Here is a 22,927-nt window from a genome sequence, read left to right as displayed (position 1 = left end):
ACGCGCGGCTGCCATTACCAATGCGGATCAAGCGTGGCGGCGTGTTCTGCTGCACCGCTTTGAGCAACTCAGCCGCAAACTCACTGGCCGGGGTCGGCTTGTCCTGCGATGCCTTGGCCCGCGCGCGAATCCCCTCACGCAACGGAAACCAAGGTGATTGCTCGTTGATCAGTTGCTCCGCTTCATGCCCGGCATTCTTGGCGAAGCTCGACTGGATCGCCCCAGGCTGGACCTCCATCACGCGGATACCGAACGGCGCCAGCTCCATGCGCAGCGCATCGCTCAGCGCATGCACCGCGGCTTTCGAGGCGCAGTAGGCGCCGGCGAACGGCGTGACCAGTACCCCTGAGACACTGCCGATATTCACCACCAGCCCCTTGGCCCGGCGCAGTACCGGAAACAGGGCGCGGGTAACGCCGACAATCGAGAACACATTGGTTTCGAACTGGCGCTGCATGGCCGGCACGCCGCCGTCGAGCAGCGGTCCCATGGCGCCATAACCGGCGTTGTTGATCAGCACGTCGAGGCCGCCGTGTTGCTGGTTGATGCGCTCAGCGAGTTGTTCCAGCGCCACGCTGTCATTGACGTCCAGCGCGATTGCGCTGAACCCCGCAGCGGCGAGGGCCGCGACGTCTTCAGCCTTGCGCGCACTGGCCCAGACCTCGTAACCGGCGGCTTTGAACGCGTCAGCGAGGGCGCGGCCAATGCCGCTGGAGCAACCGGTAATCAACGCAACGGGCATGGCGCATTCCTTGGGCAAAAAATGGGAGGAGGGGGATCAGTCGGAGAAACTGCCCTGCAAGCGCTCGGCACGAAACTCTAGGGTTTGTGGGCGATAACCGGGGTGCAGTGGCGGCATCGGCAGGCAGTCTTCCCAGTCGCCACCGGCCTGCAGTTCGCCGGGGCCGCGATAGCGCGGGGCGGTGTATTGGTTGTCGGCCAGATTGACCGTGTCGCCCGGCGCGTAAGCTGCGATGCGCCAGCGCAGTTCAGTCAGCGGCACGTCGTTGCCGTTTTTCATTTTCAATTGCAGCGGCCGATCTGCCGGGCATTGTTCCGGTGCATAGCTGATGCGCATCTCAAGGCGCGCCAGTTGCTTGAGCTCGCGGTTGTCCAGCCACACCACCCACATGGCCACCAGGCCCAGACCGACAGCCGCGGCCACGGAGACCGGCACAGCCTTGGCGGGATAGCGCAGCAGCAGAATCAACCAGGTGATGATCAGCAGGATGCCGATGAACATGAGGGAACGCTCCTTGGTTCGTGAGTACCATCCTACCGGAGGGCCGGCGCAATGGACATTCGCGCGTATTCCGAATGTACCGTCAGTCGGTACTGTAATTTCTGACAGTTGAAAATCGTAAAGCGCGGATGCTCTGATGCCCTGAAGCATGGATAACGCTAGTGCCGGGAGCAAGCTGATGAACAAGCATGGCAAAACACCGACGCTTTCAGTAAGCGACCCGCGCGGACTGCAGGTTCGGACGGTTGGTTATTGGCGTGCCGACGACCTTTGCCCAGCTCAAACCCGCGTCAATCGCACGGCGCGCGACGCTGCCGGAAGGGTTGTGGAACAGTGGGATCCGCGCCTGTGGGCACTGCAAACGACCGAGCCGCTGACGCCAGCGAATCTGCGCACCCTTTATTCGTTGATCGGGCAAACGCTGCGCTCCGACAGCGTCGATGCCGGTACGCAGCTGGCGTTGAACGGGCTGGGTGCCGAGACGCTGTACGACTGGGACAGTCGAGAGACCTGGCGCGAGGTGCAACACGACCCGTTGCTGCGTCCGATTGCCGTGTTCGAAGAAGGCGCATCCGAGCCTAGGCGGTGCGTCGAACGTCTCACTTACGGTCAGCCCGGCGCGGGTGATCCCTCCCGGAATCAGCTGGGCCAGTTGATTCGGCACGATGATCCGGCGGGTAGTGTGTGCTCGCAAAGCTTTGCAATCAGTGGGCAATGCATTGAAAGCACGCGGCACTTCACCCTCGACCCCAGCGTCCCCGATTGGCCGCAAAACGTTGATGACCGCCAGCGCTTGCTGGAGCCCGGTGACGGTGCAACGACCCGCTGGCGCTTCGGGCCGCTGGGGCAGGTACTCGAACAAATCGATGCACGTGATAATCGACAGGATCGCGAGTTGACGCTGGACGGTCAGTTGCGCGCCTGCCATCTGCAATTGCGGCACCAGACCAAAGCGCAAACGCTGGTGAGCGACATTCGTTACAACGTTGATGGGCAAGTCACTCAGGAACTGGCGGGCAATGGTGTGCTGACGACGCTGACCTATCAGCCCGAGGATGGTCTTCTGCTAACCCGCCATGCGAGGAAAGCAGGGGGCGAGGTATTGCAACATCTGATCTACGACTATGACCCGATGGGCAACTTGCTGAGCATCGAGGACAAGGCACTGCCGATCCGGTATTTCGCCAACCAGCGTATCGATCCTGCCAGTCGTTTCGACTATGACAGCTTCTACCAGTTGCATGTGGCCACCGGTTGGGAAGCAGGTGCTGCTACTCAAGGTCCGGCGTCCATCGGACGTGACGATCCGGCAGCAGTGAGCAATTATCGACAGACCTTCGACTACGATGAATCCGGCAATCTGCTGCTGCTGACGCATGTTGGCGCGCGCAATGGCCGCGAGCTCAAAGCTGCGCGATCAAGTAATCGCTGTTTGCCTTACCGTAATGGCGTGCCACCGACGGAAGAGGAGATTGCCGCGGCGTTCGATCCCCGTGGCAATTTGCGAGCGCTGTACGCGGGGAGTTCATTGACGTGGAATCTGCGTAATCAGTTGCAATCGGTCACGCCGGTCGAACGTGCCAGCGGCCCCAATGACCGTGAACACTATTGCTACGACGGTGCCGGCCAACGTGTGCGCAAGATTCGCTCGTCACAGACGAATGCCCGCGGCGTCACGGCCCAGGTGCGCTATTTGCCTGGACTGGAGCTACGCACCGACACGGCCACCGGTGAGCAATTGCAAGTGATCTGCGTCGAGGGCCACATCAGCCGTGTACACGTGCTGCACTGGGAAAGTGCTCCGCCCACCGGTTCCAATGACCATTATCGGTACACGCTGACGGATCATCTCGGATCGACCTGCCTGGAACTGGGCGAGGATGCCCGGCTCATCAGTCAAGAAACATTCTTCCCGTTCGGTGAAACGGCGTGGAGCAAGGACACCGAGGCCAGTTACAAAACCCTGCGTTATTCGGGCAAGGAGCGCGATGCCACAGGTCTCTATTATTATGGCTATCGCTATTACATGCCGTGGTTGCAGCGTTGGTTGAATCCTGATCCGAAAGGCTTTATCGACGGGCCGAACCTGTATCAGATGGTGGGTAACTCGCCCATGAACCATGTCGACCCCGATGGGGGCGGGAAGACAGCCACATCTGAGTTGGCTGACAGTGTGCAAAAGCAGCAGGCATTAATGAGCACGATGACCTCGGCGGCAGCGGACGTCAGAAACTCATTGCTCAACCACACTCAGGCGCGACACCGGTTTCAGGCCCTGGTCAGGCGCGTCGGGACGCAACTGGCCAGCAGCATGTTCAGCGCAGGCGCTCAAGCCGCAGGGGGCACGATTGGCACTGCAATGGGCACCGTGTTCGGACCGGTAGCCGGTTCGCTTGGGGGCAAGATTGGCACGAAGGTCGGCGATAAGTTGGCGGGTGCAGCCATCGACAAGGTGGTGGACACCTATCAGTTGAACCGACCCATCCATTTCAAGGGCAGCGAATTGAATCCCAAGGCTCTGGTTGAAAGCGTCGAGCCGAAAAAGAAGCTGAGTCTTGCCACAGTGAAACTGCAATTGGCAGCGCATGATCCGCGCACAGCCGACGGTCGATCACGATTGACCCAAATGGCGCGCGCCAAGGTCGAGGGCAAAGTGATCGAGGCAGTCTCTGAAAAACTGGGACCAGAAACTCGGGGGCTGTTCCAGACGGGGCGGGAATTCATCCATGCAGCGCAGGGACTGAATGCTGAGGCGTTAAGCAACACTTACGAACATCTTTCGGCAGGCATCGACATGGTCGAGTTCAGGACGCAGGCCATCCTTACCGAGCTGGCAACCACCGGCAGCGCGGATCCGGAGCTTTTCGAAGCGGTCTCCGACTTGTCGATGCAAACGTCCAGTACGCTGCAGAGCCTGCAGCGGACCCAGGACTTTATCGGACTGCTCGCACCGGCTCCCTACGCGGGAAGGCGGCAATCGCTGGGGGGACATTTCCGGCCAAGACTGACTCGACAACATTCGTTGAGTTGAAAAAAAGCCCCCGCCCAACCCACTGCGGATAGGGGACGCAGCGGGCTGGACGGGGGCTTCTCATTGCCGGGTGATCACTGCGCGATGGTTTTCACCGACACGCCGCGTTCGATCGGGGTGGAGCGGCCGTAGATATCTTCGAAGCGCTCGATATCGTCTTCACCGAGATAGCTGCCCGATTGCACTTCGATGATTTCCAGCGGGATCTTGCCCGGGTTGCGCAGGCGGTGCACCGAGGCGATCGGGATGTAGGTCGACTGGTTTTCGCAGAGCAGGAACACGTTGTCATCGCAGGTCACTTCAGCAGTGCCGCTGACCACGATCCAGTGCTCGGCGCGGTGGTGGTGCATCTGCAGCGACAGGCACGCGCCCGGTTTGACCGAGATGTGCTTGACCTGGAAGCGGCCACCCATGTCCACCGAGTCATACGAGCCCCACGGACGGTAGACCTCGCAGTGGTTCTGGGTTTCGCTGCGACCCTGCTCGTTGAGGGTGTTGACCATCTGCTTGACGCCCTGAACCTTGTCCTTGTGCGCGATCATCATCGCGTCCTTGGTTTCGACCACGACGATGTTTTCCAGACCGATCACCGACACCAGTTTGCCGTTGCCGTGGATCATGCAGTTCTTGCTGTCCTGGATCACCACATCGCCTTTGCTGACGTTGCCGTTGGCGTCTTTCTCGTTGACTTCCCACAGCGACGACCAGCAACCGACATCGCTCCAGCCGGCGGTCAGCGGCACCACGCAGGCACGCTGGGTTTTTTCCATCACCGAGTAGTCGATGGAGTTGTCCGGGCAGCAGGCGAAGGTAGCTTCGTCCAGTGTGACAGTGTCGGCGTCCTGCTGGCTGCGCTCGAGGGTCAGCAGGCAGGTGTCGTAGATGTCCGGATCGTGCTTTTTCAGCTCTTCGAGGAAGCGGCTGGCGCGGAACAGGAACATGCCGCTGTTCCAGTAGTAGCCGCCGGATTCAACGTACTCGGTGGCACGTTTGACGTCGGGTTTCTCGACGAAGTGCGAGACGCGGCTGACGCCTTCCGGCAGCAGCGAATCGCCGGTGGACTTGATGTAGCCGTAACCGGTTTCCGGCTTGGTTGCCGGCACGCCGAACAGCACCATCTCGCCGTTTTCGGCGGCAACGGTGGCCAGGGCGAGGGCGCGTTGCAGGGCTTTCTGGTCTTCCAGTACGTGGTCGGCCGGCAGCACCAGCATCAGTTCGTCACGCCCTTCGTTGACCAGCATCATCGCGGTCAGCGCCACCGCCGGCGCGGTGTTGCGGCCGAACGGTTCCATCAGGATGCGCTGGCATTCGAGGTTACGGTTGGCCAACTGTTCGTTGACGATGAAGCGGTGATCCTTGTTGCAGACCACGATCGGCGTGTCCATGCCTTCGAACACCAGACGTTCCAGAGTTTGCTGGAACAGCGTGTGTTCACCGGTCAGGGCGAGGAATTGTTTAGGGAATTGCTTGCGCGAAAGCGGCCAAAGACGTGAACCGCTACCACCTGACAAGATCACCGGAATCATATTGTTTACTCCATAAAAATCGATTGGTTAGAGGCACGAACGTTGTGTCGTTTCACTCTTGTTTTTGTCTCGTATCCGAACTGACAACCCGATCAAGGGTGGGAGGGGGCTTGCTCCCGAAGGCGGTTTATCAGTCGACATATCGGTTGAATGTCAGACCGCTTTCGCGAGCAAGCCCCCTCCCACAGTGGGGACGGGGTCAGTCAGGAAAAATGATTAGCGAGTCGACACCGGGCGTTTCACCCAGACTGGCGACAGGCTGCTGCCGGAACCGGTGACGTACAGCACCGCTGCTTCACCGCGCTCAAGGGCGACCGGTTTCACGTCGCCGACTTTCTTGTCGCCTTCGTACAGCGCCAGGCTGACTTTCACCGGGTTGATTTCACGTTCGCCACGGCCCTTGGCCGCCACGTTCGGCACCACGTCGGTCTTGCCGTCGGCGGTCTTCAGGGTCAGCGGCTTGTCGCTGAGGTTCTGCACGCGCACCAGGGATTTCTGCTTGTTCTTGAACGGCGGCTCTTCGATCAGCTGCGGCGCGCCGGACGCGTTGTTGACCAGGGTGTAGTAGTGGTCGCCGGCGAGTTTGACCGGCAGGGTCTGGCTGCCGACCTTGGCGCTGTAGTCACCGCCCGGCATGAAGCTGAAGTCGCTGCTGGCCAGTGGTGCAACGTCGCTCAGGTTGGTGCTGCCGACGGTGGCGCTGACTTCGGCGTTGCTGGCGTTGTAGACCCGCACGAAAGTCGAGCCTTTCGGTGCGGTCGGGCCGTACAGCGCGGCGTCGCCACCGGCGAAAGCCTGGACGGAAAGCACGCTGAGGCCTGCAACCAGTGCGAAGCGTTTTGCGAGACGACGAGGAGTAGTTGTGAAAGTCATGGTGTTACCTCTCTTTCAGTTTTGCGCCCGATCGGGCGTCTCGGATTTAGTGTTGATGGCTACGTTTTGTTGGCGAGCACCGGCTTGTTTGAGCTCTGCGACCCACTGTGGGTCGGCGTCGCCGATTTCGTTGTTCACAGGCAGATATCGTTCAGGAAACTCCCAGATCAGCACCTGTGGCGGGCTGTTCTTGAAGTCATCGCTTTTCAGGTAGCTGAGCATCGGCAGGATCGGGCCGTGGCCGTCCTCGGCGTAATTGACCACGTCGCTGTGCAGCGCTTGTTTCAGCGCACCGACGAAGTTCCAGTTAGGGTTGGCGCTGTAGCTGGTACCGATCAGTGCGACCGGTACTTCGCTGCTGGCGAACAGCGCGTCGTCACCGGCAGGCTGCTCGGCGGCCACGGTGTTGCGCTTCTGCAGCGGCTCTTGTGCCGGCATCAGGTTTTCGAACAGCGGATCCAGCGGCAGGAACAGACGCAGGTCGCCCTTGTGCGTGACCTTTTCCGCTGGCGTGGTGACAAAGCGCTGCGGCTCGCCGCTGAGCGGGAACTTGTCGGCGATAGTCTTGGCCAGGGTGTTGGCGGCGATTTCAGCGCCTTCCGGGGTCCAGTGGGTGTCGGTGCGCAAGAACACTTGCTGACCGTTCTGCTTGGCCTGTTGCAGCGGGCCGAGCAGGTCCGGGGCGAGGATCTTGTCTGCCGCGACACGGGCGTGGAAGTCCTGATAGAGGTTGGCGTGGATGCTCGCCGGCTTCACTTCACCCAGGTGTTCCGGGTACAGGCGCACCTTGGCCGGCACGATCGCCATCACCAGTTTCACGCCTTTCTCTTTCAGGGTCTGGCGCACGCCTTCGACCAGCGCGTAGTTGCCTTGCAGGTTCAGCTCTTCGTTGACGATCGGGTTGAATTCCTCGTCGCTGTACAGCCACTGATCGCGACCAAGCACTACGCCCGGACGACCTTCGTTGAACAGTTTGAAATCCAGCGCCGCCCAGAGGTTGGTGCCCAGACGCTTGATCGGAAACTGATCGTCGTAGTGGGTTTCCACGGCTTTGGTCCAGCGACCGTTAAGCACGGTCGCATCGGCGTTGGTGCTGAAGCCGAAGAAGCTGCGCACCGACCACAGACCGAGCACCAGCAGGGTCAGCAGAAACAGCGCGATGTAGAAGATGCGTAATGAGCGGGTCATGTCAGATCCCTCAGAACTGGAAGTAAAGGAACGGCGAGAAGCTTTGCGCCGAGAGTTTGAGAATCGAGGCGATGAACAGCAGCAGGATCAGCCCGCGCATCACGTAGCGTGACCAGTCCGCCGTCCAGTAGGCCGGTTGCACCTGCGCCTCGACGCCGACGGTGTAGCCAGGCTCGTGGATGCTCGCCGGGTTTTCGCCAGGCGCGGCTTTGATCATGCCCGGGGTCGCGGTGGCAGGGCCGTTGGCTTCGACGTTGACTTCAGGTTTGCTCTTCACCGGAGGCTGGTTGGTGTACAGATCACGCAGGCCGAAGAACGCCAGGGTTGCGTACGCCACCACCAGGGTCGCCACTTGCAGACCGGTGAGGCTGGCGCGGTTGAGTTCCGACAGCGACCAGTCGCTGAAGCTGAACATCGCGCCGTACATGCGCCCGGCGACGTGCAGGTTTTCGGCACGGAAGATCACCCAGCCCATCACCACCAGCAGGAAGGTCAGCGCCCAGCGGATCGGGTTCAGGCTGCGCGGCGAGGTGTTGATGCCGAGCATTTTTTCGATCGCCAGCCACATGCCGTGCCAGGCGCCCCAGACGATGTAAGTGATGTTCGCGCCGTGCCACAGACCACCCAGGAGCATGGTCAGGAACAGGTTGCGATAGGTCATCAGCGTGCCTTTACGGTTACCGCCGAGGGTGATGTACAGGTAGTCACGCAGCCAGGTCGACAGGCTGATGTGCCAGCGGCGCCAGAACTCGGTGATCGACTGGCTGATGTACGGCTGCTTGAAGTTTTCCATGAAGCGGAAACCCATCATCAGGCCCAGACCAATGGCCATGTCGCTGTAGCCGGAGAAGTCGAAATACAGCTGCGCGGTGTACGCCAGCGCGCCGAGCCAGGCATCCCCGGTGGTCGGGTTTTGCAGGGCGAAGCAGTGGTCGGCGACCACGGCGAGGGTGTCAGCGATGAAGACTTTCTTGATGAAACCCTGCATGAACCGCGTGCAACCTTCGGAGAACTTGTCGAGGGTGTGGGTGCGGTTGTTGAACTGGTCGGCGAGGTCGCGAAAACGCAGGACCGGGCCGGCAATCAGGTGCGGGAAGATCGCCACGAACGCCGCGAAGTCGATCAGGTTGCGGGTGGCCGGGGTGTCGCCGCGATACACGTCGATGATGTAGCTGATCGACTCGAAGATGTAGAACGAGATACCGATCGGCAGCAGCACGTGGGTCAGGATGAACGGTTCCAGACCGAACGAGGTCATGATCGCGTTGATGCTGTCCACGCCGAAGTTGGCGTATTTGAAGTAGCCGAGGATGCAGAGGTCGACCGCGACGCCGAGCAGCAGCCAGCGCTGCGCCGGTTTGGTACGCACGCCGGCGGCACCGACTTTCAGGCCGATCCAGTAGTTCCACAGGGTGACGCCGGCGAACAGCGCCAGGAAGTCCACCCGCCACCACGCGTAGAACACGTAGCTGGCGATCAGCAGCAACAGGTTGCGATAGCGTTGCCCGCTCAGGTAGTACAAGCCGAGAAAGATCGGCAAGAACAGAAACAGGAACACGTTGGATGAAAATACCATCCCGATCTCTCCATGTTTGAACCAACAGTCAAGGGCCAAAGCCCCCCCAAACCCCCCGTGCTATTGGAGGGGTGATGCGTGTTTCTTTCAGGGTTGCGGAGGGACTTGAAATCTTTCCCTCACCCCCCGCCCTCTCCCGGAGGGAGAGGGAGCCTGATCTCTGGCGCTGCCAATATCGAGATCGACTCGGTATTTCTGTGCAGCCTGATCTCGATTGTTTTTCAACACCTGAGATCGACTGGATGTATCAGGTCGGCGGATTTCTCAAAAACACCTCGGTCAGTCCCCTCTCCCTCCGGGAGAGGGTTAGGGTGAGGGGCTTTTAGCCCTTCTCGTGGGACGGGTCGTAGACCTTGGTCAGGTCGCCGCCGAGGCGGAAGGTCTTGAACGGTTGCATGCCGTGCTTCTTCTCGATCACATCCGCCGGGCAGGTGTAGAGGGTGCAGAACGGTTCGAGCCAGGCGAATTTCATGTCCTCTTTCAGGTCGGTCATGTCCTGCTCTTTGCCGTTCTTCTTCTCGAACTGATCCGGGTCTTTTACCCCGGCCAGCACCCGGTCACCCAGACGCTTGAGCGCGCTGTTGTTTTCCTGACGCAGATCGACACCGTTGACCTGGGCGAAACTGGCGATCATCGCCAGTGGCGGCAGGGCGTAGTTGTGATAGGCGAGGGCGCGTTGCTGGCGCTTGAGTTCGTTGGGCAGGAAGCCGTCGGCGTCGATTTGATTGACCCCGACCTTGTATTCCTTCACCGCCCAATCAAACAGGTCGCGACGGTTGGTGGCGATCGAGGTCGCCATCACCGACCACGCGGCCCAGTACGAGTGGTTGTTGGTTTTTTCCAGCGGCAGGTTGTCCCAGTCGCTGACCACCTGATCGGCCATCTTGCTGAACCACGCCTCGATCTGCTGCGCTTCTTGCTGACGCGTGGCCAACGGATGCGAGTCGGAGAACTTCAGGCGAATGTACGAAGAGGCCATGCTGCCCAGCGCCCATTTGCGCATCGATTTGCCGGTGTGGTTGAAGTCTTTCGACATCAACGCATCGGCCTTGGCCCACGCGGTCAGCCAGTTCAGCGTGCAGTCGAGCTGCTCCGGACGACCGTCGCGCATGAACTGCATCACTCGTTTGGCGGTGCCGCGCTCCAGCGTGGTGATGTCCTTGGTGGTGTCGCGGAAGGCTTTTTCCGACTGCACGTTCAGGGTCGCGCGGGCCTTGTCCGAGCCTTCGTACTTGCTGCGAAATTGCAGCGGCCCGGTGTACGGCGCGGGCATCGCATCGCAGCCTTCGCTGTTGTCGCCGCTCTTGAATTTATCCACAGGAGCAAAGTAGCCCTGCGGCGGACGCAGTGGCGCGGCGGCCTGAGTGGCCCCGGCGAACATCGCCAGGGTCAGCAGGGATGGCGCAAGCAAGTGTTTGATCGTTCGATTTCGCATAGCAGACCTCATTGCCCGAGCTGAGCGGTTTGTGGCCCAGCGCCCGGGAATACGTTGCGTTTGCAGATTTTCGCTTCGACTTTTTGCGGCGCGGTACCCGCTTCCGGGCCCTGGACTTCGACAGCCAGCAGATTTTGCGAGGCCCAGTCTTCGTCCGTGCGCAGCTCAAAGGCGAAACGACCGTCGGTGTCGGAGGTTTCCGGTTTCTCGATCTTGATGTCCTCGTGGCGACCGTTCATGTACCAGAGGGTGGCTTGCAGGGTTTTCACCGAGGTGTCGGCGAAGCGGATGTCGACCTGATGGCTGCTGTTCTGCAGATTCAGGTTCTTGCTGTTGACCAGCAGTTCCTGTTTGCCGCCAGGCTTGAGCGTGGTGCTGGCGGACATTTGCGTGTCTTTGCCTTCGCAGCCGTTATCGAGCAGCGACATCATCTGGCGGTAGATGGTCTCCTGGTCGAGGCGGTACAGCGGCGAGAATTCCCAGATCAGAATCTTCGGCGGGGTCTTCTGGAATTCGTCGCTACCGAGGTACTGCAGCATCGAACCTTCCAGACCACCGCCGGGGAAGGCGACGTTGAGAATGTCAGCGCCAATGGCCTCTTCGAGGAAGCCGGCGAAGTTGTAGTTCTTGCCGCTGTGCGAGGTGCCCACGAGGGTGATCTGCGGGTTGCCGGAGTCACCGAACAGGTCGCCGTCACCGGCCTCGCCTTTCGGCTCGGTGGTGAACTGGTCCATGTACTGGATCGCGTAACTGGTGCCGCACAGTTGCCCGGCCATGTTGTGCAGGGTGCCGGTCTTGCCCATGCGTCCGGTGCGTTTGGTTTCGAATTCACGCTTGGGAATGTCGGCGAAGGCCGGGATCTGCTTGACCTTCTCGGCGACGATTTTCGCTGTGCGCTGAGCGCCGTATGGCGTCCAGTGCTGGTCGCCGCGGAAGTAGAAATCGTGGGCGGGCAGGGTGTCCGGCAGCGATTCGTTGGTCAGCGGCGACAGGTCCGGCACCACGTAACCCATCTGCGCGAAACGGCCGAGCATGGTCTTGTAGTTGCCCAGCGCTTTCTCGTAATCGAACGCGGCTTTTTCCTGCGGGTTGAGCTTGTTGCGGTTCACCAGGCCACGGGTCGGCTGATAGACGATCACCAGTTCGACGCCTTTGGCCTTGAACGCATCGTGCAGCTGTTGCAGGCGTTTGTAGCCGGCCGGGGTGGTGTTGAACTCGGTGCGCAAATCTTCCTGGGTACGGAACAGCCAGTCGCCCTGCGCCTGCACCAGGGTGGTGAAGTTTTGCTGATAACGCGTGGTGTAGTTCTTCGCGTCGTGCGCGGCCGGGCACAGGTTGCAGCATGGTTCGGCGCTGAATTTTGGCGGGGTGGCGCCCGCCGCGTCATCGGCGCGGGCAGCATTGCTGGCCGCCATAATGCCCACGGTCAGGGCCGACAGGCTGAGTAATTTGATCAAGTGTGGGTGCATAAAATTATCCTCAGTCCCGCATTTCGGTCTGGCGTTCGACAGGGTCGATCAGTACGGCTTTCTGCTGGCGCACCAGCAGGTCGAGAATTTCATCCTGGCGCTCGCCAAGGATGCCGTTGAAGCTGATGCCGCTGGATTTGGTCGGCGCCAGCATCGATACGCGATATAGCTCGACGCTCAACGGCGAGTCGATGGCCATCGGCCCGCTGCCGTTGGCCGCCAGTTCACCGCCGACCACGATCAGCGAGACTTGCGCATCGAACGGGTCGAGCTTGATGTCACGGTCGGTGTCGGTCAGGTCCTTGATGTGGCCGTAGACGCCGGTCAGACCGTTGGCCATGGCGACGTTTTCGTAGAGGCGGATGTTCACGCTGTTACGAATGCGGATGCCGTGGCGCTTGTTGCTGATGACCTTGTTGCCCCACAGCAGGTTGTCGGCGGACTCGTAGAGGGTGATGCCGTCAGTGTGGTTCTTGTAGATCTCGTTGTAGGCAATGATGTTGTTGACGCTGTTACGGTCGATCACCAGGCCCGAGAGGTGGTTGTCGTAGCTCTTGTTGTTGAAGATGAAGCTGTCGTTCACTTCTCGGGAAATGATGATGCCGTGCTTCTTCTTCGTACCGTGGACGGTGTTCTCGGCAATGATCAGACCGTGGGAACGGTCGTGCGGGTCGATGCCGTAGACGATGTTGTCCTTGTAGGTGTTGCCCTTGACCACGAAGTCGCGGGTCTCGTAGCAGTAGAAGCCGTACCACATGTCAGAGAACTCGGAGCCGACGATCCAGCCGGTCGGTTCAGGGCGCTTGAGCACCTTGGCCATGTTCGGCGTGTACTGGGAAATACTCACCCCGTACGACTTACTGTTGGCGTAGCCGAAACTGGCCATCTTGCTGTTGACGATGTAGGTCTCGGTGCCGCCCCAGGCCAGCAGAAACGGCCGGAATTCCTTCGGCGAACGGAAGGTTGCCGGGCCGTTTTCCTTCTCGCGCCAGCCGGTGACTTTGGTGTCACGCACGAACAACTGACCGTCGTTGACCAGGAACGAACCGGCCTCTTGCGACAGACGCAATTCCTGGGTCTGGCCGTCGATTTCGAGGATGCCTTTACGGCCGACCACGATCGGCAACTTCGCCAGGTACACGCCCGGCGCGGTTTCGCTGAAGTACTGCTTGGGCAGCTTCTGCGCCAGATCCTTGAGGTTCAGGTAACCGTCGTCGACGAAGATCGCCTGCGGGATGCCGTGCTGACGCACCACCCATTCGGCCATCTTGTTGTCGCCGCCGATGAAGTCCTTCAGGGCGTCTTCCTGCATCATCCGGCGCACGCTGATCTTGCCCGGTTTGCTGCGATTGATTTTCGCGGCAGCGGCCTCGGCGGTGAAGCCGGACAGGTCGGGCAGTTTCGGCTTGGCCAGTTCCAGCGCCTCGGTCGGCGCGCTGCTGACGGTGTAGGTCTTGGCTTGTTGCAGCTCTTTGGCGGTGGTCACCGGCTTGGCCGGTTCCACCGTGGCGAACGCGCCAGCGGAGGCCAGCAGCATGGCGCCGGCCAACAGGCTGAGCGAGCCTTTCCTTGCGTGGTGCATGTCGGGCACTCCCTTGGCGGTTTGCATCAGAAGCGCCAGATCACGTCGATGAACGCGCGGTGCATGTACGAATCGACCTGGCTGCCATAGGCATCACCGGGCTTGAACACACCGCCGCGGAAGCGCACCAGCGCCGACGGCTCGTCGATCGACTGGCTCAACGCCGCCGGCAGCAAGCCTTGCTTGAAGTACTTGGTCACCACCAGATCCATTTCCTGGCCCAGGTCCTTGTTGCCATCCTGCAGCGGCAGCGAGGTGCTGGAGAGGATCGCGCCAGTGACGTCGTCGGTGTTGTTTTCCACGGCGTTGATGCCGTTGCTGCCCACCGGTTTGTTGCCGTCCACGCGCCAGAACTTGTGGTAGATCAGGCTGGCGTCGTACTGGTCGTTGAGCATCCACGAACCGAACAGGGTGGCAGTCTGCATGTTGTTCATTTCGCCACGGAACGCTTCGCCGAAACGGTGCACGCGCGAGCGGGTACCGGTGTAGTTGGAGCGGTTGCTTTCCAGACCGTTCTGCTGGTAATCGGCGCTGGCGCGAGCGTAGGCCGCACCGACCTGCCACTGCGGATCGAGGCGCAGGCGCACGCCCAGGTCGGTGGCCCAGCCGTTGATGTCATCACTGCGCTTGGCTTGGGCCGGACGGCTGCCATCGGCGTTCAGCGGGTTGACCGAATCGAGGTCGCCGCTCATGCCAGTGATGCTGCCCCAGTAGTTGACGGTGTTGGTGTTGCGCCAGTTGTAGGCGTCGCTGTCGGCGGTCAGACCGAGCCAGCTGATGTCGCCGTTCTGGGTTTTGTCGAGGGTGTCGCGGGGCACGCCCGGTTCGGCGTAATCGAGCTTGCCGTTGTCGTGGGTGTGATGACCGCGAATGCCGACCCAGTTACCCGGGGTCCACTGATAGGCGGCATCGGCGTAGGCGTGCAGGCGATCCTTGTCTTTTGGCGCCAGCTCTTTGAGGTCGGTGCGGTATTCGCTGAAGCGTTCGGCGACACCGACGTTGGCGCGCAACAGGGTGGTGTCGAAGGTCCAGTTCAGCGCTTCGATGTTGGTGTCGCGCCATTGCCCGTCGTCATTGCGCAGGCGCTGGCGACCGAGCTTGAGCATCTCGCCGGGGTACGGCGTCAGGCCGCTGTAGCCGACCCAGAACTCGCGCATCGCCAAGTAGTTTTTCTTGGTTTTGCGGTCGCTGTTGTCGGTGGTTTGCTCACCGTCCGACTGCTGCAAGGTGTCGGTCTCGATGATGTCGGTCGAGGTCACGGCCTGACCCATGGCGTAGGCACTCCACGCGCCGCTTTCGCCGTAGATCCAAGGACGCAGGTCGAGGCCCACACCGTTGACGTCGCCACCGCTGGCGGTGCCGAGGTCGCGGTCGTCTTCGGACTGGCCGGTGATTTTTACTTCCAGACCGAAGTTCTTGGTTTCAGTGATCGCGGCCAGTGTCGGGCAAGACCAGATCAGCGCGAACGTGAGGCCAATGCCGGCCTTCACAAAGGGATTCAACTTCATAGGGATTCCTCGCCGTCTTCTTCTTGCAGGGCGTGCAGTTGCAGCGTGTTCTGGTTCAGGGCGCCACGGCTGGCCTGTTCCTGTTGCAGCAGGCGCTGGGCTTCGGCCAGACGCTCGGGCGGCAATTGTGCTGCCAGGGTGGTCGCCAGTTCATCGGCTTGCGGGGTGTTCTGCGCCTTGGCCAATTGGCTGAATACGTAGGCGTTGAGCGGGTCGGGCTTGGTGCCCTTGCCTTGGGAAAACAGTTGGGCGATTGCGAAGTCGGCGCTGTTCTGGCCATTGCGCGCAGCGGTCAGCAGGTGGTCGAGGGCCTTCTGCGGGTAGACCTTGCCCAGGTAACCACGGCGATAGATCTGGCCGAGGTAGTAGTCGGCGGCGACTTCGCGGCCGACGGCTTTCTGGAAGTGTTCTTCAGCGACTTTGGCGTCGGCCGGCACCAGTTTGCCTTCGTAGTAGAGCTTGCCCAGCAACAGTTCGGCGCGCGGCTGGTCGGCGGCGCGGCCGTTGTCCAGGTATTTCATCATCTGATCGACGTCGCCCAGTTCCGGGAAGTCGTAGAGCAGCTGCGCGAGGGTCACCCACGATGCCGGGTAGCCCGGTGCGATCGGTTCGAGCAGCGACTGCGCGGTCTTTTCGTCGGTCTTGCCGAGGGTCGAATCGGCCAGCACGCGTGCCACCGAATCGACGCGCTGCGCGCTGACCGTGCCACGGCTGTAACCGGCCTGCATCTGCTTGATCAGCTCGGCCTGTTGCTCCGGCTGGGCCCGTTTCTGATAGACCGTGGCCAGTTCGACGTAGCAGATGTCGGTGGTGTTGAGCGCGGCCTTGCAGATCTTTTCCACGTCATCCAGATGCTGGTCGTAAGTGCCTTGGGTGCGATACAGCAGCACCTGCGCCAGACCGGCTTCCGGGTAACCGGATTTGCGCCACTGATCGATCTGCTGCTGAGCGTTGATGTTCGGGAAGCTGTGCGGGTATTGCAGGTACAGCATCGCCAGCGGGATCAACGTGTTGCCTTCGCCATTGGCGGCGGCTTTTTTCAACAGGCTTTCGGCTTCGTGGTGCTCGGCTTCGGTGGAACCCGGCTTGGCCACCAGCAGGCGACCGAGACGGGCCTGAGCCCGTGGCGACACGTCGGCGGCGGCACGGTAAGTCGCCTCGGCCTGTTTGATCTGCTCGGGGTCGCGGCTGTCGACCTGGATATCGGCGAGACCGACTTGCGCCTCGCTGTAGCCCAGGTCTGCCAGTGCGCGGTAGTTCTGCGCGGCGGTGGCGGTGTCGCCACGCTTGAACGCTTCGTTGGCCAGGCGTTGGTCGGGCAGGCCGGCGCAACCGGCCAGACTTACCGCCAGTGCGACTGCACACAGCGGACCCATGTGGGAGCGGGCTTGCTCGCGAAGGCGGTGTGTCAGCCCAAACTGATTTTGAATGTTGAACCGCATTCGCGAGCAAGCCCGCTCCCACAAGGGCTGCGGCGTGTTCAAAAGAGTAGGAATCGTCACAGGCATGTCCTCGACTTAAAGACCGGCAGCCATGGCTTTGTCGATCAGCCAGTTCAGGTTCGGACCACGATCGCTGTTTACTTCCACCGGGCGGCCGGCGAAGCTGCTGTCCAGCGGTTCGTCCGGCTGGATCTGCACGCGGATGTCGGAGGACAGGTCGGCGCTTTTCAGGCTGGTGCTGCTGACGATCTTGCCGGTGCGGGTCTGGTCTTCGCCGGCGATCTGGAAGCTCACTGGCGTCCCCGGACGCACGTCGCCGAACTGGCGATAGGAGAAGCGTGCATCGACGGTGGCCTGTGTATTGCGCGGTACCAGAGTGAAGATCACGTCGCCCTTGCTCGCGTACTGACCGTCAGCCACCAGTTGCTGGGCCACGGTGCAATCGCACGGCGAGGTCAGGGTGCCGGTCATTTGCTTGCCGAACAGTTCTTCAACCTTGGCCGGTTGCAACTGGTCTTCGTCCAGATGGCCCTTGAGCACGTCGAGCATGCTGGTGCTGAAGGTCGCCAGCGGGGCGCCTTTGGCGGCCACGCCGTCAGACTTGACCAGGCTCTGCACGGTGCCGTCACGCGGCATGGTGATGTTCATCCCCGGTACGCTGACCAGACCTGCTTGCGCGTGGCTGACGAAGTACATGCCGTACACCGACTTGAAGACGAAACCGAACGCGACCAGACCGATGGCGAAAATGCCGGCGCTGAAAGTCACGGCTTTCAGACGCCCGAACGGGGTCATGCCGCTGCCGCCGTCCTTGACCTTGCGCGCCTTGGTGAAGTTGTCGCGCTGCAGGGTCGCCAGCACTTCACCCATGCTGACGATGTCGCCGGCCAGGTGCGAAGTGATCAGGTGGCGCAGCGTGGAAATATCCTGCGGTTCCAGGTTCTGGAACTGGCAACCGGCGCGGCCGCTCTGGCGATCGTAGGAGCGCACTTGAAGTTCGACGTCCATGGCCAGACCGAGGTTGTCGATGACGAATTGCAGGCGTGCCTTGTACACCTCGCCGAGGGTCAGCGGCAGTTGCCCGGCGTTGAACGCCAGACCACCGGCGGACAGGTCGAGGACCCGCGCTTCGACCGGCGTCCGGTCGGGGCCGAAGAAACGCAGTTTGGCCGGGATTTTCACTCGGGCGTGCTGACGCTGGGCTTCGGATTCATGCACTACGTTGGCGTTGACGGCGGTATTCATGGGGGCGATTTCCTTGTTAATTCAATAGGGGCAGGTCAGACCATCATCAGCAGCACGGCGACGAAAATGCTGCCGGCGGAGAAGGTCATGGTCCGAGACGACCAGGTGTTGAACCAACGTTGAAAGCTGGCGAGATCACGGGTCAGGGAAGTGGGTTGGCGCGTCCAGGATTGCTGGTCGAGGCGGAAGAACACGTAGATCTTCACCAGCGCACCGACGATCTGGTTGTAATACAGAATCACGGGATAGGCCGGGCCGATCCGGTGACCGGAGCACGACAGCAGCAGGGTCAGAATCAGGCGGGTGATACCGATCCACAGCAGGTAGGCGAGGATGAACGCGCCGCCGTACTTGAAGCTGGCGATGATCGCCACGGTCAGGCCCAGCAACGACGTCCACATCGATACGCGCTGATCGAACAGCACCACCGAGGTGAAGGCGCCGAGGCGTTTCACACCCAGGCCCAGCGCTCGCGAGTTCTGGCGCAGGTTGTTGCCGTACCAGCGGAACATCAGTTTGCGGCTGGCCTTGATGAAGCTCTTTTCCGGCGGATGCTCAACGGTGTTGATCGCGGCGTCCGGCACGTAAAAGGTGTCGTAACCCAGGCGCATCAGGCTGAACCAGCTCGACTTGTCGTCGCCGGTGAGGAACTTGAAACGGCCCAGGCGCCAGTGTTGCAGGGAGTCGCTTTCGACGTCGGCGATGAATTCCGGGTCGGTGACCACGGTGGCACGGAACACCGACATGCGCCCGGTCATGGTCAGCACGCGCTTGGACAGGGCCATCGAGCACATGTTGATGTGACGCTGGGCGAAACGCAGCTTGTGCCATTCGCTCATGATGTAGCCGCCGCGCACTTCGCAGAACTCGTTGGTGGTCAGGCCGCCGACATTGCCGAACAGCTGGAACCACGGCACGGTCTTGCGTACGGTGCCTTCGCCAAGCACGGTGTCGCCGTCGATCACGGCCACCACGGCGCGGTCGTCCGGCAGGTGACGGGAGATCGCGCGGAAACCATAAGCCAGGCCATCGCGCTTGCCGGTGCCGGGAATGCGCACGAAGTCGAGCTTCACGCGGTCTGGCGGATTCATCCGCGCCCACAGCGCTTTGACCAGCAGCTCATCGGACATTTCGACGATCGAGCAGACCACGGTGGTCGGCAGGTCGCAGTCGATGGCTTCGCGGATCACCGAGCTGTAGACCTGCGCGGTGGTCAGCGCGTCGATACGGAAACTGGTGACCATCAGAAACACATGCGACGGGTCCGCCGCCTTACCCAGCTTGCGCACTTTGCGGCGCAGGTGCGGGTAAACGATGTAGAGAAAAATCATGCCGCGCACAAAGTGCGTTGCACCCATCGAGTAGCGCCAGATACCCACGGCGCCAATCAGGAAAATAAAGTCCTTCGACTCGGAGTCGAACGTGGACGTGGGCAGCATCAAGGCCAGGCCCAACAACAGGCTTAGAAACAAAAGCCAGCCGGCGGATTGCAGAAAGAAATGTTTGAGCTTGGTCATCGACGTCATCCGAGGTAAGAGAGGCTTCGAGCTGCAAGCGAAACGCTTTGCTTGCAGCTCGAGGCTTGTCGCTTGGCGCTGCTTTACCAGCAGATACCTTCAGTGCGAGTACCCGGGTTGGTGGCTTTGGCCATGAAGCCGACCAGGTCGATGACCTGTTTGCCTTGCGGTGCTTCCTGGGCCAGCGAGCGGAATTTCTCGTCGCGGTTGCCGAGGATGATCACGTCGGAGTTGTCGATCACCGAATCGAAGTCCGAGTTGAGCAGGGACGACACGTGCGGGATCTTCGACTCGATGTAGTCCTTGTTCGCGCCGTGAACACGGGCGTACTCGACGTTGCTGTCGTAGATGCTCAGGTCGTAGCCCTTGCCGATCAGCATTTCGGCCAGTTCCACCAGCGGACTTTCGCGCAGGTCATCGGTACCGGCCTTGAAGCTCAGACCGAGCAGGGCGACTTTGCGTTTGTCGTGGCTTTCAACGATGTCGAAGGCGTTCTGCACTTGCGATTCGTTACTGCGCATCAGCGAGTTGAGCAACGGTGCTTCGACGTCAAGCGAACCTGCACGGTAGGTCAGGGCGCGCACGTCTTTGGGCAGGCACGAACCGCCGAAGGCGAAGCCCGGGCGCATGTAGTACTGGGACAGGTTGAGGGTCTTGTCCTGGCAGACCACGTCCATCACTTCACGACCATCGACGCCGACCGCTTTGGCGATGTTGCCGATCTCGTTGGCGAAGGTGACCTTGGTTGCGTGCCAGACGTTGCAGGTGTACTTGATCATCTCGGCGACCGCGATGTCCTTGCGGATGATCGGCGCGTCGAGTTCTTCGTACAGCGATTGCAGAACGTCGCCCGAGGCTTTGTCGAACTCGCCGATGACGGTCATCGGTGGCAGGTCGTAGTCCTTGATCGCGGTGGATTCACGCAGGAATTCCGGGTTGACCGCGACGCCGAAATCGACACCGGCCTTCTTGCCCGAGCAGTCTTCGAGGATCGGGATCACCACGTTGGCGACGGTGCCCGGCAGCACGGTGCTGCGTACCACGATGGTGTGGCGGGTGGTTTTTTCACGCAGTACGAAACCGATCTCGCGGCACACCGCCTCGATGTAGTTCAGTTCCAGGTCGCCGTTCTTCTTACTCGGCGTACCGACGCAGATCATCGACAGGTCGGTGTCACGAATCGCCTCGGCGAAGTTGGTCGTACCGCGCAGACGACCGGTCTCGATACCCTGAGCCAGAAGTTCGCCCAGACCCGGTTCCACAATCGGCGACTTGCCGGCGTTGATCATGTCGATCTTGTCTTTGGCAACATCGACGCCAACCACGTCATGGCCCCGTGCAGACAGGCAACCGGCACACACTGCGCCAACGTAACCCAAACCAAATATGCTGATGCGCATCGCAATTACCTCTGTGTTTTATCAAGCCATTAGATGGCCGGAGTTAATGGTGTTCAGCGGTCATAGTGCACTCGAAAGTGCGGCATACAGGCGCCACAATGCCGTGTGCAGGCATACTAAGTTCCGAGTGTCTAAATAAGTGCACTCAAGATGTGCGCAACTAGGCCTTAGTTGTTATGACTTGCCCTGTTATGCAGCGGATCTTCTTGCTGGAAGACTCTCGTGCATGTGTTCAGTCCACCTGATGTCGGACGAAAGGCCCGTAGATCAAGCGGTTGGGTGCTCAGGCGAGCACAATTACAGGGGCGCAGCCTTGGCCTTGTAGAGGATGTTTATGGTGCGTATCACCTATCCATCGTTAGTTGATCAGATGAGTGAACCATCTAGGCAAGTTGCTGTGACAACTTGGTTACATGGTTCTCCGCTCTGCGTAAGTTATCTCGTACAAACTCGGCGAGAATCGTTACCGGTGGTATGAGCTATGCATTTGGACATAGTTCCTACCCGCTCATCGCGAAATCTGAAATTTTTTGAAATATTGCCAAAGATGGCACTGGTCTCAATTTGATAGCACTTTCGATTTGGGCCTTTGTTAATCGGTGCGTAATCGAGCTAGATAGTTTTGTGCCACTACCGTAAAAAAATTTACGTGCCACTACTGAAAAAAAGTGCGGCTGTCGAGTGAAACTAAAATTAGAATTGGGCAGGACGATTTTATGGCGCCAATAAAACGGCGAAATGTTGCGAGGGATTTTTGACGTCGTGCGAGCTGCACGACTCTTTATAGAAAGAGTCGTGCAATGGGCATGCTTTATTCCGGGGCGTGGTCGCGCAGAAACACCAGATTGTCCGGTTTCGATTGCTCGGCGCTGTAGCGATAACCCTGCACGTCGAACTGCTTGAGCAGGGCAGGATCATTGATTTTTTCCTGAATCACGAAACGGCTCATCAGGCCGCGGGCCTTCTTCGCGTAGAAGCTGATGATCTTGTACTGGCCGTTCTTCAGGTCCTTGAAATCGGTGTTGATGATCCGCGCGTTCAGGGCGCTGCGTTTGACCGCCGAAAAGTACTCGTTGGAGGCCAGGTTCAGCAGCACATCGTCGCCCTGATCGGCCAGCGCTTCGTTGAGCCATTCGCTGATGCGCGTGCCCCAGAACGCGTACAGGTCCTTGCCACGGGCGTTGGCCAGTTTGGTGCCCATTTCCAGACGATACGGCTGCATCAGGTCCAGCGGACGCAGCAGGCCATAGAGACCGGAGAGCATGCGCAAGTGCTTTTGCGCATAGTCGAACTGAGCTTCGCTGAACGATTGCGCGTCGAGGCCGGTGTACACGTCACCCTTGAACGCGAGCAGCGCCTGCTTGGCGTTTTCCGGGGTGAAGGCGGGCGTCCAGCTGCCGAAACGCGCGGCATTCAGGCCGCCGATCTTGTCGGACACGTGCATCAGTTCGCTGATCTGTGCCGGGCTCAGTTCGCGCAGCTGCTGGATCAGCTCCTGAGAGTGATCGAGGTATTGCGGCTGGGTAAAGCGCTGGGTCGCCGGCGGTGTTTCGTAATCGAGGGTCTTGGCGGGGGAAATCACCATCAGCATGAAGTCGTCTCCTTTAATCGTGGGGGCGATTCTAGGGGGTTGGCCGAGTGGACTCCAGCTATGAGGGTAATAGGTATCAGGAAGCTCGGGCTTTTGCGACGGCTGGTGGATTTTCCCCTCACCCCAGCCCGCTCCCGGAGGGAGAGGGAGCTGACCGTGTTGTTCTAGAGTCATACATCGACCTGAAATATCCAGTCGAACTCAGGTTTGAAAACATGAAGATCGGCTCCCTCTCCCTTCGGGAGAGGGCTGGGGTGAGGGCAGCGTCCTTGAAGCTTGCACATCAGCTATAGTGCCGCGC

The 22,927-nt window shown here is 60.4% G+C and carries 16 protein-coding genes; 1 reads left to right on the top strand and 15 read right to left on the bottom strand.

Features of this window, described 5'->3' with window-relative positions:
* On the bottom strand, positions 1 to 742 hold a 742-nt coding region (locus J1G18_RS21875; RefSeq protein WP_223008442.1), incomplete at its 3' end, for an SDR family oxidoreductase.
* Between the two features lie 36 nt (positions 743 to 778).
* Positions 779 to 1,243 carry a multidrug transporter gene (locus tag J1G18_RS21870; protein WP_223008441.1) on the bottom strand — a complete coding sequence of 155 codons (465 nt, stop codon included), beginning with the start codon at positions 1,241 to 1,243 and terminating at the stop codon, positions 779 to 781.
* Positions 1,244 to 1,421: 178 nt separating this feature from the next.
* On the opposite strand from J1G18_RS21870, the gene J1G18_RS21865 reads away from it, so the two are divergent.
* Entirely contained in the window at positions 1,422 to 4,274 is a 2,853-nt protein-coding gene (locus tag J1G18_RS21865) for an RHS repeat domain-containing protein (RefSeq protein WP_223008440.1), read from the top strand.
* A gap of 74 nt (positions 4,275 to 4,348) precedes the next feature.
* Here J1G18_RS21865 and J1G18_RS21860 read toward each other — a convergent pair whose 3' ends face one another.
* The 13 genes from J1G18_RS21860 to yaaA all read right to left on the bottom strand — a co-directional run bounded on the left by J1G18_RS21860 (position 4,349) and on the right by yaaA (position 22,626).
* Positions 4,349 to 5,800: a mannose-1-phosphate guanylyltransferase/mannose-6-phosphate isomerase gene (locus J1G18_RS21860; protein WP_223008439.1), complete on the bottom strand. Its 1,452-nt coding sequence runs from the start codon at positions 5,798 to 5,800 to the stop codon at positions 4,349 to 4,351.
* Between the two features lie 216 nt (positions 5,801 to 6,016).
* Positions 6,017 to 6,673 (bottom strand): alginate O-acetyltransferase AlgF, encoded by a 657-nt coding sequence (locus tag J1G18_RS21855; RefSeq protein ID WP_007969549.1) that lies wholly within the window; start codon positions 6,671 to 6,673, stop codon positions 6,017 to 6,019.
* 15 nt (positions 6,674 to 6,688) lie between these two features.
* Positions 6,689 to 7,861 carry an alginate O-acetyltransferase gene (locus J1G18_RS21850; RefSeq protein ID WP_210558932.1) on the bottom strand — a complete coding sequence of 391 codons (1,173 nt, stop codon included), beginning with the start codon at positions 7,859 to 7,861 and terminating at the stop codon, positions 6,689 to 6,691.
* A 10-nt stretch (positions 7,862 to 7,871) separates the two neighbouring features.
* Positions 7,872 to 9,437, bottom strand: coding sequence for an MBOAT family O-acyltransferase (locus tag J1G18_RS21845; RefSeq protein ID WP_007969546.1), 1,566 nt, complete (start codon positions 9,435 to 9,437; stop codon positions 7,872 to 7,874).
* Between the two features lie 322 nt (positions 9,438 to 9,759).
* On the bottom strand, positions 9,760 to 10,872 hold the full coding sequence (locus J1G18_RS21840; protein WP_223008438.1) for a mannuronate-specific alginate lyase: 1,113 nt from the start codon (positions 10,870 to 10,872) through the stop codon (positions 9,760 to 9,762).
* Positions 10,873 to 10,880: 8 nt separating this feature from the next.
* Complete coding sequence (locus J1G18_RS21835; protein ID WP_223008437.1) at positions 10,881 to 12,341, bottom strand: alginate O-acetyltransferase; 1,461 nt, start codon at positions 12,339 to 12,341, stop codon at positions 10,881 to 10,883.
* 10 nt (positions 12,342 to 12,351) lie between these two features.
* Entirely contained in the window at positions 12,352 to 13,923 is a 1,572-nt protein-coding gene (algG, locus tag J1G18_RS21830) for a mannuronan 5-epimerase AlgG (RefSeq protein WP_223008436.1), read from the bottom strand.
* Positions 13,924 to 13,949: 26 nt separating this feature from the next.
* Positions 13,950 to 15,431 carry an alginate export family protein gene (locus J1G18_RS21825; RefSeq protein ID WP_027610925.1) on the bottom strand — a complete coding sequence of 494 codons (1,482 nt, stop codon included), beginning with the start codon at positions 15,429 to 15,431 and terminating at the stop codon, positions 13,950 to 13,952.
* Complete coding sequence (gene algK, locus J1G18_RS21820) at positions 15,428 to 16,933, bottom strand: alginate biosynthesis TPR repeat lipoprotein AlgK (protein ID WP_223008435.1); 1,506 nt, start codon at positions 16,931 to 16,933, stop codon at positions 15,428 to 15,430. Before algK ends, J1G18_RS21825 begins: the two co-directional genes overlap by 4 nt.
* Positions 16,934 to 16,948: 15 nt before the next feature.
* Positions 16,949 to 18,118, bottom strand: coding sequence for an alginate biosynthesis protein Alg44 (locus J1G18_RS21815; protein ID WP_098967301.1), 1,170 nt, complete (start codon positions 18,116 to 18,118; stop codon positions 16,949 to 16,951).
* 35 nt (positions 18,119 to 18,153) lie between these two features.
* Positions 18,154 to 19,635 carry a mannuronan synthase gene (gene alg8, locus J1G18_RS21810; RefSeq protein WP_167797061.1) on the bottom strand — a complete coding sequence of 494 codons (1,482 nt, stop codon included), beginning with the start codon at positions 19,633 to 19,635 and terminating at the stop codon, positions 18,154 to 18,156.
* A gap of 83 nt (positions 19,636 to 19,718) precedes the next feature.
* Positions 19,719 to 21,035, bottom strand: a complete 1,317-nt coding sequence (locus J1G18_RS21805; protein ID WP_007965217.1) for a nucleotide sugar dehydrogenase — start codon at positions 21,033 to 21,035, stop codon at positions 19,719 to 19,721.
* Positions 21,036 to 21,846: 811 nt separating this feature from the next.
* The gene (gene yaaA / locus J1G18_RS21800; RefSeq protein WP_108181747.1) at positions 21,847 to 22,626 is read right to left on the bottom strand and encodes a peroxide stress protein YaaA; all 780 of its coding nucleotides are present in this window, start codon (positions 22,624 to 22,626) and stop codon (positions 21,847 to 21,849) included.
* Between the last annotated feature and the right edge of the window lie 301 nt (positions 22,627 to 22,927).

The sequence above is a fragment of the Pseudomonas sp. MIS38 genome, from assembly GCF_019891575.1.
Taxonomy (GTDB): Bacteria; Pseudomonadota; Gammaproteobacteria; order Pseudomonadales; family Pseudomonadaceae; genus Aquipseudomonas; species Aquipseudomonas putida_A.
This window is presented reverse-complemented; position numbering and strand designations above follow the sequence as displayed.